General features: G+C 71.2%; 14 protein-coding genes. 6 read left to right on the top strand and 8 right to left on the bottom strand.

The genetic code is table 11. The features are described from left to right. The first annotated feature begins 3 nt into the window (after positions 1-3). The 5 genes from L3i22_RS49990 (at position 4) to L3i22_RS50010 (ending at position 6,411) form a co-directional block, all read left to right on the top strand. Positions 4-1,428, top strand: coding sequence for an aldehyde dehydrogenase family protein (locus L3i22_RS49990; protein ID WP_221324408.1), 1,425 nt, complete (start codon positions 4-6; stop codon positions 1,426-1,428). A gap of 22 nt (positions 1,429-1,450) precedes the next feature. After that, on the top strand, positions 1,451-2,266 hold the full coding sequence (locus L3i22_RS49995; RefSeq protein ID WP_221324409.1) for an aldehyde dehydrogenase family protein: 816 nt from the start codon (positions 1,451-1,453) through the stop codon (positions 2,264-2,266). A 104-nt stretch (positions 2,267-2,370) separates the two neighbouring features. After that, entirely contained in the window at positions 2,371-3,240 is an 870-nt protein-coding gene (locus tag L3i22_RS50000; RefSeq protein WP_221324410.1) for a DNA primase, read from the top strand. A gap of 64 nt (positions 3,241-3,304) precedes the next feature. Then, positions 3,305-5,608, top strand: a complete 2,304-nt coding sequence (locus tag L3i22_RS50005; protein WP_370644321.1) for a transposase — start codon at positions 3,305-3,307, stop codon at positions 5,606-5,608. A 92-nt stretch (positions 5,609-5,700) separates the two neighbouring features. Next, complete coding sequence (locus L3i22_RS50010) at positions 5,701-6,411, top strand: HAD family hydrolase (protein ID WP_221324411.1); 711 nt, start codon at positions 5,701-5,703, stop codon at positions 6,409-6,411. 76 nt (positions 6,412-6,487) lie between these two features. Here L3i22_RS50010 and L3i22_RS50015 read toward each other — a convergent pair whose 3' ends face one another. The 5 genes from L3i22_RS50015 to L3i22_RS50035 form a co-directional block, all read right to left on the bottom strand. Beyond that, positions 6,488-7,078 (bottom strand): ATP/GTP-binding protein, encoded by a 591-nt coding sequence (locus tag L3i22_RS50015; RefSeq protein WP_189328935.1) that lies wholly within the window; start codon positions 7,076-7,078, stop codon positions 6,488-6,490. A 1-nt stretch (position 7,079) separates the two neighbouring features. Beyond that, positions 7,080-7,460: a DUF742 domain-containing protein gene (locus L3i22_RS50020; protein WP_203743089.1), complete on the bottom strand. Its 381-nt coding sequence runs from the start codon at positions 7,458-7,460 to the stop codon at positions 7,080-7,082. An 89-nt stretch (positions 7,461-7,549) separates the two neighbouring features. Further along, entirely contained in the window at positions 7,550-7,954 is a 405-nt protein-coding gene (locus L3i22_RS50025) for a roadblock/LC7 domain-containing protein (protein WP_014447580.1), read from the bottom strand. After that, positions 7,951-11,436 (bottom strand): nitrate- and nitrite sensing domain-containing protein, encoded by a 3,486-nt coding sequence (locus tag L3i22_RS50030; protein ID WP_221324412.1) that lies wholly within the window; start codon positions 11,434-11,436, stop codon positions 7,951-7,953. Before L3i22_RS50030 ends, L3i22_RS50025 begins: the two co-directional genes overlap by 4 nt. A 452-nt stretch (positions 11,437-11,888) precedes the next feature. Then, positions 11,889-13,010: an adenosine deaminase gene (locus tag L3i22_RS50035; protein WP_221324413.1), complete on the bottom strand. Its 1,122-nt coding sequence runs from the start codon at positions 13,008-13,010 to the stop codon at positions 11,889-11,891. 26 nt (positions 13,011-13,036) lie between these two features. Between L3i22_RS50035 and L3i22_RS50040 the strand changes: the two genes are divergently transcribed. Further along, a complete protein-coding gene (locus L3i22_RS50040) occupies positions 13,037-13,885 on the top strand; it encodes a putative RNA methyltransferase (RefSeq protein WP_221324414.1) in 849 nt (282 codons plus the stop codon). Positions 13,886-13,902: 17 nt separating this feature from the next. Here L3i22_RS50040 and L3i22_RS50045 read toward each other — a convergent pair whose 3' ends face one another. From L3i22_RS50045 to L3i22_RS50055, 3 genes are read right to left on the bottom strand one after another with little or no spacing between them, the layout of a single operon-like run. Continuing rightward, positions 13,903-14,583 (bottom strand): DUF4272 domain-containing protein, encoded by a 681-nt coding sequence (locus L3i22_RS50045; protein WP_221324415.1) that lies wholly within the window; start codon positions 14,581-14,583, stop codon positions 13,903-13,905. Positions 14,584-14,589: 6 nt separating this feature from the next. After that, positions 14,590-15,867, bottom strand: a complete 1,278-nt coding sequence (locus L3i22_RS50050) for a thymidine phosphorylase (protein ID WP_221324416.1) — start codon at positions 15,865-15,867, stop codon at positions 14,590-14,592. Then, positions 15,864-16,583, bottom strand: a complete 720-nt coding sequence (locus L3i22_RS50055; RefSeq protein WP_221324417.1) for a cytidine deaminase — start codon at positions 16,581-16,583, stop codon at positions 15,864-15,866. The genes L3i22_RS50050 and L3i22_RS50055 overlap by 4 nt, the downstream gene beginning before the upstream one ends. Positions 16,584-16,597 lie beyond the last annotated feature (14 nt).

Below are 16,597 nucleotides of genomic sequence, written 5' to 3' on the forward strand. Positions count from 1 at the left end.
CCGATGTTCGAATACGCTCCCGCGCCAGAATCCCGCTCCGTCGTCTCCCTCGACTCGTCCTACGGCCTCTTCATCGACGGTTCGTTCGAGCCGGCCAAGGAGGGCGGCACCTTCAAGACCGTGAACCCCGCCACCGAGGAGGTCCTCGCCGAGGTCGCTCTCGGTGACGCCGAGGACGTGGACCGCGCGGTGGCGGCCGCCCGGCGCGCTTTCGGGTCCTGGTCCGCGCTGCCCGGCGCGGAGCGGGCGAAGTATCTGTTCCGGATCGCACGGATAATTCAGGAGAGATCCCGCGAACTGGCGGTTCTCGAGTCGCTGGACAACGGCAAGCCGATCAAGGAGTCGCGCGACGTCGACCTGCCGCTGGTCGCCGCGCACTTCTTCTACTACGCAGGCTGGGCCGACAAGCTGGCCTACGCCGGCTTCGGGCCGGACCCCCGGCCGGTCGGCGTCGCGGCCCAGGTCATCCCGTGGAACTTCCCGCTGATGATGCTGGCCTGGAAGATCGCGCCCGCGCTGGCCACCGGCAACACCGTGGTGCTCAAGCCGGCCGAGACCACCCCGCTCTCCGCGTTGTTCTTCGCCGACGTCTGCCGGCAGGCCGAGCTGCCCGCGGGCGTGGTCAACATCGTCACCGGGGCCGGCGACACCGGGGCCTACCTGGTCGCCCACCCGGACGTGGACAAGGTGGCGTTCACCGGCTCGACCGAGGTGGGCCGGGAGATCGCCCGGACGGTGGCCGGCACCGGCAAGCGGCTGACCCTGGAGCTGGGCGGCAAGGCGGCGAACATCGTCTTCGACGACGCGCCGATCGACCAGGCGGTGGAGGGGATCGTCAACGGGATCTTCTTCAACCAGGGGCACGTGTGCTGCGCCGGGTCGCGGCTGCTGGTGCAGGAGTCCATCGCCGATCAGCTGCTGGAGTCGCTCAAGCGGCGGATGGCGACGCTGCGGGTCGGCGACCCGCTGGACAAGAACACCGACATCGGCGCGATCAACTCCGCGGCACAGTTGGCCCGTATTTCGGAATTGTCGGAAATTGGGACGCAGGAGGGCGCCGAGCGCTGGTCGCCGCCCTGCGAGCTGCCCGACCGCGGGTTCTGGTTCGCCCCGACGATCTTCACCGGGGTGACCCAGGCGCACCGGATCGCCCGCGAGGAGGTCTTCGGCCCGGTCCTGTCGGTGCTCACCTTCCGCACCCCGGCCGAGGCGATCGAAAAGGCCAACAACACGCCGTACGGGCTTTCCGCCGGCATCTGGTCCGAGAAGGGCTCCCGCATCCTGGCCGTCGCCGACAAGCTGCGCGCCGGGGTGGTCTGGGCCAACACGTTCAACAAGTTCGACCCGGCGTCGCCGTTCGGCGGCTACAAGGAGTCCGGCTACGGACGCGAGGGTGGCCGGCACGGCCTGGAGGCGTACCTTGCCTAAGACATCGAAGGTTGCGGAACCGGTGGCGCCCACGCGCCTCTCGGTGCGCAAGACCTACAAGCTCTACATCGGCGGCAAGTTCCCGCGCAGCGAGTCAGGACGGACGTTCGTGGCAGACGGCGACAACGTGGCCCTCGCCTCGCGCAAGGACGCCCGTGACGCGGTGGTCGCGGCCCGGGCCGCGCAGCCCGGGTGGGCCGGCGCGACGGCGTACAACCGTGGCCAGGTGCTCTACCGGATCGCCGAGATGATCGAGGCCCGGCGGGGCGAGTTCACCGCGCTGGGCGTCCCGGCCGACGAGGTGGACGCCGCGATCGACCGCTGGGTCTGGTACGCCGGGTGGTCCGACAAGATCGCCCAGGTCACCGGCGGCGCCAACCCGGTCGCCGGGCCGTTCTTCAACATCTCCGCGCCCGAGCCGACCGGCGTGGTCGCGATCGTCGCCCCGGCCGGCCTGCTCGGGCTGACCAGCGTGCTCGCCCCGGCCGTCGTCACCGGCAACACCGCGGTGGTGCTGGCCGCCGACCCGCAGGTCGCGATCACCCTGGCCGAGGTGCTGGCCACCTCGGACGTGCCGGGCGGCGTGGTGAACATTCTCACCGGAAAGTACGCCGAGACCGCCCCCTGGCTGGCCGCGCACGCCGACGTCAACGCCCTGGACCTGACCGGGGTGGAACACGCCGAGCTGGCGGCCGAGCTGGAACGGGCCGCGGCCGGCACGCTGAAGCGGGTGTTGCGCCCCCGGCCCGGCGGGCCGGATCTCACCGCGGACCCCGGTCTGAAGCCGATGACGGCGCTGCTGGAGACCAAGACGGTGTGGCACCCGAAGGGTTACTGAGCAATGGGGAAGGGGACGGGGCCGCTGTCACACAGCGTTGCGGACTAGGGTATGTGCCGGTAGTCACCCGTCCCGCCACCCCAGATCAACCCGGAGGTCAAACCGTGACCAGCCAGTCCGACGAGCCCGAGGCGTCCGCGCCGGTGGCCGAGAAGTCCTCAGCGGAAGGACTTGCCGGGCGTGAGCTCTGGGATGAGGTTCGCGTCGAGCCGGTCGAGATCGCTCTCCCGGGCGGCGTCGGCCTGACCCTCCGTGCGTACCGGAAGGCCTCCGAGCTGACCCCGACCGAGATCGAGGTCGAGGAGGAGGACCCGTTCGACGCCCGCAAGCGCGCCGCCCTCGACGAGGACGGCGAAGAGGGCGTGATCGTCGACGAGGAGTACGAGGCCCTTCTGGCCGAGGACGACGCGGACGAGAAGAAGGACGGCGCCGACGAGGAGACCGACTCCGACGACGAGAAGGAGGAGGTGACCGCCGAGACGGACGACGAGGAAGTGCCCATGTTCCTCAGCCACAAGGGCCGGTTGCTCGCCTTCAAGAACGCCGAAGCGCTGGTCTCCTTCATTCGTTCGGGTGCTCCGCACGATCTCGCACAATTGGACAGCTGGGGCGACCTCGCGGAGCGGGTACAGTCGAGCGACATCGACCCCCTGCCGGAGGAGCGCTACGAACTCGACCTCGTGGTGGAGAACCTGCGCGGCGGCCACGACACCTGGGATCTGCCCCTGCTCATCGCCGCCGGTGAGGTGGCCCGGGACCTCGGGCACGCACTCCGGCTCAAGCCGGTGATCCTGGCGCTGTCGCCCGGCTCCCCGCTGGATGACCTCGACGAGTCGCTCCGTGCCACGGAGAACGGTGGTATGGGCGGTTTCTTCGGTCGTCGCCGACTGAAGAAAATCGGGGCACAACAGGCGAGTCTCGGCTGGCGGTCGGTAATCAGCAAGATCTCTGCTGCTGTGGACTGGCGTGACTGACCGATTACCAGGGAACATCAGTCCTTGGCCACAGAGAAGCACTCCCGGGGAGGAGGACGACGCCGTGGCGCTCGTGCGCGTGTACTGCGGTCTGGCGTCGGCTGATGAATCGGTGCGTTCGGCCTCGGCCGCTCCACTGACCATCGCCGTGGTGGACGACGCAGGCCGGTTGCTCGGCGTCCACGAGATCAGCGACGACCCGGCCGGTTACGCCCTGCTGGGAACGCTGCTCGTGGAACGGACGACGGGATTCAGCGACGCGGCCGTGGCCGCCGACAGTGACGACCACGTCGTCACCTCGCTGCTCACCGCCGCCGGCCGGCCACTGGTCGTGGTCGACGACGACGACGCCGACGACTTCGCCGAGCGCTTCTCGGACGACGACTCCCCAGAGGAGATCTCCGCCCCGGCCGCCGCCCGGCGCGCGGTCGGGCTGGCCCGGGCCCTGCAGGCCGGCGCGATCGCCGCGGTGAACCTGCCGACGCCGCGCGAGCTGGTCAGCTACAAGCCGGTCCTGGCCGCGCACGTGGCCATGCTGACCGGCCGGAACGCGGCCGCGGTCGCGCTCCGCGAGGTGCTGCGCGAGCTCTACCCGGCCGCCCTCCGGGCGTATCCGGACCCGGCGCACCCGCTGGCCATGGCCGTTCTCGAGGCGATCCCCGAGCCCGGCCGGCTGACCGGCCGCAGCGGCGACCCGGAGCACACCGCTCAGGACGTCGCCACCGACCTCACCCGGGCCGGCGCCGGCACCGAGGACCAGGTGATCTCCGCGGTCACCGCGCTCCAGGTGGCGATCAGCGAGTCGCCGCGCCGGGGCGGGGTCAACAAGTCACTGGCCCCGGCCGCCGCCGAGGCGGTCCGCCAGGCCGTCGCCGCGGTCCGCACCTGCGACGCCGCGTGCGCCGCCCTGGTCGGCACGCTCACCGCCCGGGCCACCAGCCAGGCCACCGAGCCGAACGTCGGCCGTCGGGCCGGGCGCCGCTCGGCCGAGCCGGCCCCGGTCGCCCAGGCCCCGGTCAGCACCGACCTCGGGTCCCGGTTCAGCCGTCGTGGCGGCCGTCCCGAGCCCTCGGTCGCCGGTCTCGGCGGTCCGGCCATGCCGCAGCCGATGAACGCTCCCCCGGTCGCTCCGGACCCGATCACCAAGCCCCCGATCGCGCCCGCCGCGGCCAACGGGCTGCCCACCCGGATCAGCAGCACCCCCGGCAACCGGCCGGTGTCGGTGCCGCCGCCCCCGCCGGGCATGACCCCGATCACGCCGGGCACCCGGCCGGTGCCGGGCTCCCGGGCACCGGGCGCGCCGATGTCGCCCGCCGCCCGCAACCCGATCTCCCCGGCCGCCCGGAATCCGATCTCGCCGGCCGCTCGCAACCCGGTCTCCGCGGGGGGCCTGGCGAACAGCCCGGCCGACGCGGGCGAGCCGTTCCGGCCCACGCTCAGCAACGCCGAGCTCACCCGGGCCCGGGCCGAGCGGCAGCGCACGGTCATCCCGTCCCGGCCGACCACCCGTCCCGCCACGTCGCCCGCGGCGAACGGGACTCCGGCCGGCCCGGCCGACTACTCGCTGCCCATGCAGTCCCAGCGGCCGGCCGAGGAGATCCCGGAGCCCGGCTCCCGGGCCAACTGGCCGCTGCTGAACTCCGGCGACGACAACGCGCTCCCGCAGCGGCCGACGGCCGCCTCGGTCAGCGCGCCCGGCGCCGAGGGCCGGGTCCGGCCCCCGTGGCAGGACATGCCGAAGGAACCGCCGGCCCTGCACCTGGTGGACACCCAGCTGAACGGCGGACGCGGCAAGGCGCCCGGGATCGACCAGCTCGGCGACCCGCCGTCGCTGCGCCTGATCGACGGCGGCAACCGGATCGTGCCGATCGAGAGCCTGCCGCCGCGGATCACCGCGCTGGACCGGAGCACCGCCCCGCCGGTCTCGTCCGACGGCGGCGACGGTGACCTGCTGATCTTCGCCGCCGCCAGGTCCGCCTGGTTCACCGGCGGCACCAGCGACGAGACCGCCAACGTCGAGTGGGCCAACCCGAACGACAGCGGCTGGCGTGCCGCGCAGAAGGCGTCCACCCCGGCCGTCGCCGCGGAGACGTCGGCCGGCCTGCCCAAGCGGGTGCCCCAGGCGAACCTGGTGCCCGGCACCACGGTCCGCGAGGAGCGGCCGCTGCGGATCGTCCGGGACGCCGCCTCGATCGCCGCGCACACCACGGGTTACTTCCGGGGCTGGCGGCGCGGGCAGGAGATCGGCGGCTTCGCGATGGGCGGGCGCCCGGGTCGCGAGGCGGCCGGTGGGTGGGACTTCACCCGCGACGGTCAGCCCGCTGACGAGTATCGGAACAACGGCGCCGGCTACGGCGGGGGCCGCTGAGGTTTTCCCGGAAACGGCCGCGACCCGCTGGGTCGCGGCCGTTTCACATTCCCGAAGCCGGCAGCATCCAGGCCATCCCGGAAACTGGCGGCATGCGGGCCATCATCTTCGATTTCTTCGGTACGTTGACCGACCCGTCCGCCGAGTCCGAACGTCTCGCCACGTTCGCCGCGACCGCGGAGTCCCTCGGGGTCCCGGTGGATCGCTTCACCGCGGCGATGACCGAGAGCTTCCCCCGCCGGATCACCGGCACCTACGGCGGCACCCGGGACACCTTGCTCGCGATGGCCCGGGCGTGCGGCGTGGAGCCGGACCCCGCCCGGCTGACGGCCGCCGTCACCACCCACCGCGCGGGGGCTGAGCGCGTCCGCAGGCCACGACCGGAGGCGCTACGGGTACTCGGGGCGGTCCGGGATCTCGGATACGCCGTGGGGCTTCTCAGCGACTGTTCGAGCGAGCTCTGCGAGGCCTGGCCGGAGACGCCGTACGCGGAACTGGTCGACGTCCCGGTGTTCTCCTGGCGCGAGGGGTGCCACAAGCCGGACCCGCGCCTCTACGCCACGGTGAGCGAACGACTCGGGGTCGCCCCGGCCGAGTGCTGGTTCGTCGGCGACGGCGGCAGCCGGGAGCACGACGGCGCCCGGCTGGCCGGGATGCGGCCGGTCCTGGTCACCAACGAGGCCTACCCGGGGGCGGGCCGGTTCCGGACCGACCCGGGGGTCTGGGCGCCGGCCGACCGGATCCCCGACCTGGCCGCGCTGCCCACCCTGCTCACCAACCCCACAGTTACTCAGCGTAACTGATCGGCTGCGCCGAGAACCTGTCCGAAGACGCGCGAAAGCCCCGCTCCGACTCGCGGAGCGGGGCTTTCACCGTTCGTCAGGCGGGCGCTACCGCGCGCGTGCGACGCATCGTCAGCACATACTCGACCAGCGAGATGAGGACGTTCTTCGTCGATTCACGGTTGCGGGCGTCACAGCTCACCACCGGCACGTCGCCCGAGATCGCCAGAGCGTCCCGAACGTCCTGCGGGTTGTGATACTGCATGCCATCGAAGCAGTTGATCGCCACCAGGTAAGGAAGGCGACGGTGCTCGAAGAAGTCGATGGCGGCGAAGCAGTCGGCGAGCCGACGCGTATCCACCATGACCACCGCACCGATCGCGCCCCGGACCAGCTCGTCCCACATGAACCAGAACCGCGTCTGGCCAGGCGTTCCGAACAGGTACAGGATCAGGTCGCGATCGATGCTGATCCGGCCGAAGTCCATTGCGACCGTGGTGGTCATCTTCCCCGGCACCTGCCGGTTGTCATCGACGCCCACACCGGCCGAGGTCATGATCGCCTCGGTGGTCAGTGGGGTGATCTCCGAGACCGAGCCCACCAGCGTCGTTTTACCGACGCCGAAGCCACCGGCGATGACAATCTTCGCCGATGTCACGCGTCCGCCCGCAGCGGGACGTTGCGACATGTCAGAGCCTGCGAAGTCCACTCAGCACCCTTTCCAGCAGTTCCGTGCCTACCGCGTCGGTCTCGTCTTCAAGCGAGGTGGGCTCGTACACCGCGAGTAGGCCATCGGAGGCCATATCGGCGACGATCACACGTGCCACACCGAGCGGCAGCTGCATGCGTGCGGCGATTTCGGCGAGCGACTGCACTCGACCGTTGTCGCACATCTGCGCGATGTACTGATGCTCGCCGCCACCATGCCCGCCACGGAGCATGCCGGAACGGCCACGCACGGTTGTCTCGACCAGCGCTTCCAGCGCTATCTCAAGCTTCGGCCGGGTTCGACCACGGGTCACGGCATACGGCCTGACCAGCGCGCCGGTCGGCTCATCGCGTTCAGGCATCGTCACCGTCAACCCCTCCCTCGGCCACTCGAAGTGTATTGGTTCTCAAGTTTTTGGACAGTAGCCGGATGGGCCGGCTCACTGCGCCTTCAGCCCAGCACCCCGGCCGCGGAACGCGGCGCGGGAGTCAGCGCCTCGCCGACGCGGTCGACCAGGAGGGCCATTTCGTAGCCGACCTGCCCGACGTCGCAGCTACGAGCCGCGAGCACCGCGAACGAGGAGCCGTCAGAGATGGACATCAGGAACAGGAACCCATTGTCCATCTCCACGACCGTCTGCAGAACGGCCCCACCCTCGAAACACCGCGCAGCGCCCTGAGTCAGGCTGACCAGACCGGACGCGATGGCCGCGAGCTGGTCCGCACGGTCTCGCGGCAGGTCCCGCGAGGCCGCCAGGAGCAGGCCGTCGGCGGAGACCGCAATCGCGTGCGCGACTCCGGGAACGCGGTCAGCAAAGTTGGCCAGCAGCCAACCGAGATCCTGCGTAGATGTCATGCCTCATGCTCCTTGCCAGCCTGCGAGGGCTGCTGCCCTCCCGGAGTCTCCTCCAGGTTGGTCGATTGTTCCTTGGTGCGACCGCGTTGCACACCCCGGTGGTACGCGGACAGCAGACCGCGGACCCCCTCGGGCGAACGGCGCTGGACGGAGTTAGCGGTCCGGTCAACACCGCCGGGGACAAGTTGCGCCATCGGCGTGCGCTTCGGAAGGCCCGCCGTGGTCGTCGTGTCGATCGAGACTTCAGCGGCCTTCTGAGCGGCCTGCCAGCCGTCGTCGGCCGCGGTCTGCCACGGGCTGGACGGAGCGCCGCCGCCGTACGAACCGGCACCGCCGGCCGCCGCGGACGCGCCCACCTTGGCCGTGTCGAACTCGCGGGCCTCCGGGGAGACCGCCTGCTGCGGGACTCCAGCGGTCCGTACCGGCTCGCCGGTCGGGATCCGCTGCGAGACCACCGCGTCCTCGCCGACACCGGCGACGGACGGCTTGGTGGCGGTCGCCTGGGTCGTGGTGAACCAGGCCGACTCGAGCTCCCGGAAGATCGGCAGCTCCATCGTCTCGTCGGCGAACGGCACCGCACCCTCGCGGGCGGAGGAGATCTGCGCCGCCGCGGTCGCCTGGTCGACGGCCGGGCTGCTGACCGGGTTGAGCGACGAGTCGTACGCCGGCGGGGCCGACGCGGGCAACGCCGCCGTGGGCGGGTTGACCGGACGGGCCACCTCGGGGTGCGGCTCGGCGTTCTCCGGACGGTACCTCGGGATCTCGGCGGTCATGTCGAGCGCCGCGGCGAGGTTCTCCGGCACGTGCGGGGTCTCCCGGTCGCTGGCGACCGGCGGCCAGGCCGGCGGTGCCGAGGCGAAGGAGACCGGCTCGTTCGGGCCGGAGACCGGCGCTGCCGAGTACGGCGGCGCGGACGGCACCGGCGGAGCCGAGGTGACCGGCGGGGCGGACGGCACCGGCGGGGCGGAGACCGGCGGCATGAACGGGTTCCGGCCCTGGCTCTCCGGGTTCGCCGGGAGCTGACGCGGAATGGTCGCGCCGTAGCCGTTCATGTCCCCGTCGGGACGCTGGTAGTCGTTGCCGTTGCGGCGCTGGGCCAGCTCGTCCAGCCCGGCGAAGCCCTGCGGGCCGGAGCTGATCGGACCGGACGGCAGCGGCGGGAGCGGCTCGTTGCTGCGCGGGCCGAAGCCCCCGCTGGGCGAGCCGTTGAAGCCGTTGGCGCCGTTGAGCCCGCCGTTGAAGCCGTTGGACCCGCCACCGAACCCGTTGGATCCGCCGTTGAAGCCGTTGGGCCCGCCGCCGAACCCGTTGGACGGGGCGGCGCCGGTCAGGTCGGACCAGGACGGTGCGGAGCCGTTCGAGCCGTTGCTGCCCGGGTACCCACCGCGACCGCTCTCCAGGGCGAGGGGCTCGCCGAAGGACGGCATCGCGGCCGGCGGTGCGTCGTAGCCACCACCCGGAATCCGGCCGGCGGTCGCGCTGGCCAGGACCGAGGTGGGCAGGCCCACTTCGGCGACCGTGCCACGCTCGCGGTCGGCCGGGCGGAGCTCGACACGGACCCCGTGCCGGTTCGCCAGCCGGGCGACCACGACCAGGCCCATCATCCGGGAGACGGCCACATCCACCGTGGGCGGGTTGGCGAGACGCTCGTTGAGGTCCCGCAACTGCTCACGGCTGATGCCGATGCCGTGGTCCTCCACCGAGAGCACCGCGCTGTCGCCGACCCGGCGGGCCTCGACCAGCACGTTGGAGTTCGGCGGGGAGAACGCGGTCGCGTTGTCGAAGAGCTCGGCGACCAGGTGGACCATGTCGTTGACGGCGTGCGCCGAGACTTCCAGCTCCCGGTCGATGACGCCGAACTCGATCCGGGTGTAGTGCTCGACCTCGGACTGCGCGGCGCGCAGCACGTCGATCAGAGCAGCCGGCTCGCGCTGCACACGGGTGGAGTCGGCGCCCGCGAGAACCAGGAGGTTCTCGTCGTTACGCCGCATTCGGGTGGCCAGGTGGTCGAGCTGGAAGAGCTCGGCCAGCCGGTCCGGGTCCTCCTCGCCGCGCTCCAGCCGGTCCAGGTGACCGATGAGCCGGTCGACCAGGATCTGCGAACGGCGGGCGAGGTTGACGAACATGGTCGCGACGGAGGCCCGCAGGGCGGCCTGCTCGGCCGCGGTCCGCACGGCTTCCAGGTGGACCGCGTTGAACGCCTCGGTCACCTGCCCGAACTCGTCCCGGCTACGCACCGGGAGGGGCTCGGCGATCTGGTCGGCGACCTGGGCCGGGGTGAGCGACGCGGAGAGCGACGGGTCCCGCAGCCGGCTGACCGCGTGCGGCAGGCCGAACTGGGCGACCGCGAGGGCACCCTGGCGCAGCTCACGCAGCGAGCGGGCCATCGACCGGGCGACGAGCCAGGCGAACAGGATGGCCAGCAGCAGCATGCCGAGCAGGACGCTGGTCTCGACGAAGACCGTCCGGTTCGTCGAGTTCCGCTTGTCGGTGGCCTCGGTGACGATGCTCTTGTCGAGCTGCTCCTCGACCTGACGGAACGTGTCGTCGTAGCCGGACAGCGCCTGGTCCCACGCGTCGGTGGTCAGGTGGTTCTGCGAGATGTCCGAGCCCGGGTTGGCCAGCAGCGGGGTGATCAGGTTCGTCGCCGCGTACTGCGCCGTGTTCGCCGTCGTGGTCTTCTCGAAGAGCGAGTTCTCACCGTTGGTCGACACCGCTTCGAGGTTGGCCTTGGCCAGGTTGAAGCCGGTCTGGGCGGTGAGGAACGTCTGCCGCAGCGTGGCGTTGAACTTCTGGAGCCCGATCACCTCGTGACCGATGTACCGCTGCTGGGAGACGAACTCCTTGGCCCGGGCCACCTCGGCGACCGCCCGCAGGTGGTCGCTCAGGTTCGCGTCACTGGCCTGCTGGGCAGCGGCGTCACGCACGCTGAGCAGGTCGGTGATGAGCGTGTTGTAGGTGGTCTCGACGCTCTCGACGCTCTCGCCCTTGGTGACCTTGCTGCGGTAGGCGGCGAGGTCGGCGAGGTTGTTGTCCAGGCGGCCGAGCATGATGTTCACGCGCTCCGGCTGGCCCTCGACCGCGGACCGCTGCTGCGCGTAACGCTGCGTGGCCGCTTCCACCTTGCTGTGCACGGCGTTGTACTTCGGCACGGCATAGTTCGCGAGGTTGGTGTTCGTGGAACCGCTGAACTGCTTGTCCGTCGCGACGGCGATCTCCATCGCGAAGGCGCGCTCGTCCTGCAGCTGATCAGCGAGGCCACCCGCGGCCTCGGCCAGCACGGCGAGGGTTCGGGTGTTCTCGGCGGTGTTGGCCTGGTCGATGTGCTCGATGAGACCGTTGACGCCGACGAAGATCGTCGCGATGGTCGGCACGAACATGATCAGACCAAGCTTGGACCAGATGGGTAGGTCTCGCAGACGACCCGTAGGTCGACGCAGACGCGACATGACGCCGTCCGCCTCACTTGGGCGCTTGCTCACGTCACCGTCCTCCTGATTCGGGCCCGGCATTCGGCTCGCCGGGCACCGCACACGGCCGACTCGCCGGGTCGGGCCCCCGAGATTCCATCACGACGAGTGTCAAAGAGAAAGAGCAGGCGGACACGGACCGGTTGTGTGACGCGATGTTGCAACGTCGCAGTTGGACATCGCCGGTCTGAAATCACTACCTGTACAGGTGCAGGTTTCTCAAGGTCACTCGAACGCGGTCGGCGCGGCGTTGGGGGGTGGGGCGCAGGCCGACGAGTCAGATCGTAGTCGATCGCGACAGGAGAGACGATGGCTCGGTTCCACCGCGATCTGCAAGGCAAATGCCGGATTATGCCAAGTTTGTAGGCCGCAGTGTAGCCGAACGGTGGAGCCCGGGATCCGGACAGGTAATTTCGTCTGCCGTACGTTCGCTCGTATCCCAAAAAAGGGCGAAAAGCCCGACTTCAGCCGAGCAACTTGGCATACGCCGGCTTGATGACCTCGTTGATGAGCACCAATCGCTCGTCGTACGGGATGAACGCCGACTTCATCGCGTTGATGGTCAACCACTGCAGTTCCGCCCAGCCCCACCCGAACGCCTCGGTCAGCAGGGTCATCTCCCGGCTCATCGAGGTCCCGCTCATCAGCCGGTTGTCCGTGTTCACGGTGACCCGGAAGCGCAGATCGCGGAGCAGCTTGATCGGGTGCGCCGCGATCGACTCGGCCGCGCCGGTCTGCACGTTCGACGACGGGCACAGCTCCAGCGGGATCCGCTTGTCCCGGACGTACGCCGCGAGCCGCCCCAGCACCGGCGGCGCCGCCTCGGTGCCCCCGGTCGCGGTGACCGAGCTCGGCCCGGCCGCTCCGACGGTGATGTCGTCGATCAGCCGGACGCCGTGACCCAACCGGTCGGCGCCGCACCACTGGATGGCCTCCCAGATCGACGGCAGGCCGAACGCCTCACCCGCATGGATGGTGAAGTGGAAGTTCTCCCGCTGCAGGTACTCGAAGGCGTCCAGGTGCCGGGTGGGCGGGAAGCCGGCCTCGGCGCCGGCGATGTCGAAGCCGACCACCCCGGCGTCCCGGAACCGGACGGACAGCTCGGCGATCTCCTGCGAGCGGGCCGCGTGCCGCATCGCGGTCAGCAGCGTGCCGATCCGGATCGGGGAGCCGTTCGCGGCCGCTTCGGCGCACCCCTCGCGATAGCCGGCCTCCACCGCCTCGACCACCTGGTCCAGGGTGAGACCGCGCTCCAGGTGCTGTTCCGGGGCGTAGCGGACCTCGGCGTAGACCACGCCGTCGGCGGCCAGGTCGAGCGCGCACTCCTTGGCCACCCGGTGCAGCCCCTCGGCGGTCTGCATCACCGCGACGGTGTGCGCGAACGTCTCCAGGTACCGTTCCAGCGAGCCGGAGTCGGCGGCGGCGACGAACCACTCGCCCAGCCGCGCCGGGTCGGTCTCGGGCAGCTCATGGCCCACCTGAGCGGCCAGCTCCACGATCGTGGACGGGCGGAGTCCACCGTCCAGATGGTCGTGCAACAGAGCCTTGGGAGCCTTGACGATGTCCGAGTACGAGATGCCAGCCATCCGGAAAGCCTAGAGGGAACCAGCCGATGATCGATGGCGCATTGCCGTTCCTCAGGTGCCCGGTGTGTCGGAAGCCGCTGGATCGGCGCGAGCGGGCCTTGCGCTGCCCCGCCGGGCACAGCTTCGACATGGCCCGCCAGGGCTACGCCGACCTCAGCGCGGGCCGGCTGCCGCACACCGGCGACAGTGCCGAGATGATCGCCGACCGCGCCGATTTCCTGGCCGCCGGCCACTACGCCTTCATCGCCGCGGCGCTCGCCCGGGCCACGGCCGACCTTCAAGATCAAAATCAAGATCCGATTACGGTACGGCCTGAGCCGCCCCTGATCCTCGACGCCGGCACCGGCACCGGCGACTACCTGGCGCACGTCCTCGACGCCGCCCCGGCCGCCACCGGCCTGGGCCTGGACGTGTCGAAACCGGCCCTCCGCCGGGCCGCCCGGGCCCACCCGCGCGCCGCCGCGGTGCTGACCGACCTGTGGCGCCCGCTCCCGGTCGCGGACGCCTGCGCCACGGTGATCCTGAACGTCTTCGCCCCGCGCAACGGGCCGGAGTTCCATCGGGTGCTACGACCGGACGGCCGGCTGCTCGTGGTCACCCCGGCCGCCGACCACCTCGCCGAGCTGGTCGCCGCGCACGGCCTGATCCAGGTCGACCCGGACAAGGCGGCGCGGGTCAGCGAGACGCTCGACGAGCACTTCCGGCCGGCCGGGACGACCACCCTGCGGCAGGCGATGCGGCTGACCGGCGACGAGGTGCGCACGCTGATCGGGATGACCCCGAGCGCCCGGCACGTGCCGGTCGGCGACCTGCCGGCCCGGGACGTGACGGTGACCGCGGCGGTGGAGCTCACGGCGTACGCAAGAAGGGGTTGAAAGGGTTTGATCCCGGCCTAGACGGACAGGTCGACTTCTTCCCATTCCGGCGGCTTGTCATGGTAGGGACCGTGGAAGATGACGGCCCACTCCAGCGCCCACCGGCGCTGCCCGATCGCGTTGCTGTCCACCTCGCCGGGCAGCTCCCGGCCGGCCTGCTCGGCCTCCTGGTACGCCCAGTCCAGGCAGTAGTAGAGATCGAGCAGCACCGCGGCCTCGGCGGCGTCCCGGACCGCGACCAGCGACCGGGACCGCCAGCGGCCGAACGTCTCGCCGGCCGGCAGATCCGGCATCTGCGCCATCAGGTGATCGTCCGGCGGCACCGTCGGGTCCAGGTGCCGGCCCAGCCCGAGCAGGTAGGCCAGCGCGAACACCGCGTCGTGGTGCAGCACGAACGACCGGTGGTCGCCCTTGGCCCCGATCACGAACTGCCACTCCGGCGGGGTGACCAACTCGACCAGATGGGAGGCGAGCAGCCAGCTCATCGCCGCCTCGGTGGGCATCCCGAAGCAGCGGGCCACCACCACGTGCAGCACCGCGGCCCGGGCCTCCAACTCGGCCACCGGGCGCAGCTCGACCGTGTCGCCCAGCTCCCACACCAGTGGGAAGGACGGCGGCGGCAACGGCAGAGCCAGCCTGGTCAGTTCGTCCAGGCTGGCCTCGCGAACCGCGCGTGGATCGGGAGCGGCCTTCGTCATGGTGCGTCAGGCTATGCGGTCCAGGAGCAACCCGGCAGAGGCGGGGGCATCGGCCCCGATCATGATCGCCGCGACAGCATCGGCGCGGGCCGCCTCGATCCGGGACTGCTCATCGGTACGCAGCTCGAGCAGCACGTCACCGGCCTTCACCCGGTCGCCCGGCTTGACCCTGAGCTGCACGCCGGCACCGAAGCTGACCGGGTCCTCCTTACGGGCGCGACCGGCGCCGAGGCGCCAGGCGGCGACCCCGATCCCGTACGCGTCCATGGTGGTCACCACGCCGTCCGCCTCGGCCCGCAACACCTCGGTGTGCGCCGCGGTCGGCAGCGTCGCGTCCGGGTCGCCGCCCTGCGCCCGGATCATCGCCTTCCAGGTGTCCATCGCGGCGCCGGAGGCGAGCACCTTCTCCGGGTCGGCGTCCACGCCCGCGGCGGCCAGCATCTCCCGGGCCAGTGCCAGGGTCAGCTCGACCACGTCGGACGGGCCGCCACCGGCCAGCACCTCGACCGACTCGGCGACCTCGTTGGCGTTGCCGACGGCCAGGCCGAGCGGGGTGCTCATGTCGGTGAGCAGGGCGACCGTGGTGACCCCGCTGTCCTTGCCCAGCTGGACCATGGTGCGGGCCAGCTCCTGGGCCTGTGCCAGGTCCTTCATGAACGCGCCGGAGCCGACCTTGACGTCCAGGACCAGCGCGCCGGTGCCCTCGGCGATCTTCTTGCTCATGATCGAGCTGGCGATCAGCGGGATCGCCTCGACCGTGCCGGTGACGTCGCGCAGGGCGTACAGCTTGCGGTCGGCCGGGGCCAGGCCGTCACCGGCCGCGCAGATCACCGCGCCGATCTCGTCCAGCTGGCGCTTGAACTGCTCGTTGGAGATCCGGGCCTGCCAGCCCGGGATCGACTCCAGCTTGTCCAGCGTGCCGCCGGTGTGGCCCAGGCCGCGGCCGGAGAGCTGCGGCACGGCCACGCCGCACGCCGCGACCAGCGGGGTCAGCGGCAGCGTGATCTTGTCGCCGACGCCGCCGGTGGAGTGCTTGTCCGCGGTCGGCCGGGACACCGCGGACAGGTCCAGCCGCTCGCCGCTGGCGATCATCGCGGCGGTCCAGCGGGCGATCTCGGCCGGCGTCATGCCGCGCAGCAGGATCGCCATGGCCAGCGCGGACATCTGCTCGTCGGCGACCACGCCCTTGGTGTACGCGTCGACCACCCAGTCGATCTGGGCGTCGGTCAGGACATGCCCGTCCCGCTTGGCCCGGATGACGTCGACCGCGGCAATCCCGCTCATGCTTGTTCCTCTTTTTGCCAGCGCTGCGGAATTCCGTCCGGCAGCTCACCCTCGCCCGCCCAGGACAGAGCGCCCTCGGCGTCCACCACCACGACCCGCGGACTGCGGACCAGACCCCAGGCCACCGCGGCGGAGGCGGTCGGGAAATTCGGCCCCTCCTCCAGGATGCCCTTCTCCTCGCCGCTGCCCGGGGCGCCCGACGAGCGCTCCCAGTACCCGGTCCAGATCGTCGCGCCGCCGGACAGGTCCGGGTGCACGAAGACCGTGCCGCGCCCGCGCCAGCGAGCCAGCTCGGCCGGGACCTCCGGGCCGCCGGCCGGGCCGGTGACCTTCTCCATGTCCACCCAGCCGAACGCGTGCGGCAGCAGCTCGTCCATCCGCAGCGGCCGGGGCAGCGCCTCGACCAGCATGTCCGGGCCGCCGTGCTCCCACAGGAGCTGGCGGCAGCGCCCGCACGGCATCAGCGGGCCGCCGGTCGCATCCACGCAGGACATCGCGACCAGCTTGCCGCCGCCGGTCGCGTGCAGCGAGCTGACCATGCCGCACTCGGCGCACAGGGTCATGCCGAGGGACGCGTTCTCCACGTTGCAGCCGACCACCACCCGGCCGTCGTCGACCAGGGCGGCCACGCCGACCGGGAAGTCGGACGCGGGCACGTAGGCACGCCGCATCACCTCGATGGCGGCTGCTCGTAGCGCCGCCCAGTCGATCTCCATGATCTCGATTCTGC

The organism is Actinoplanes sp. L3-i22, assembly GCF_019704555.1.
GTDB lineage: Bacteria > Actinomycetota > Actinomycetes > Mycobacteriales > Micromonosporaceae > Actinoplanes.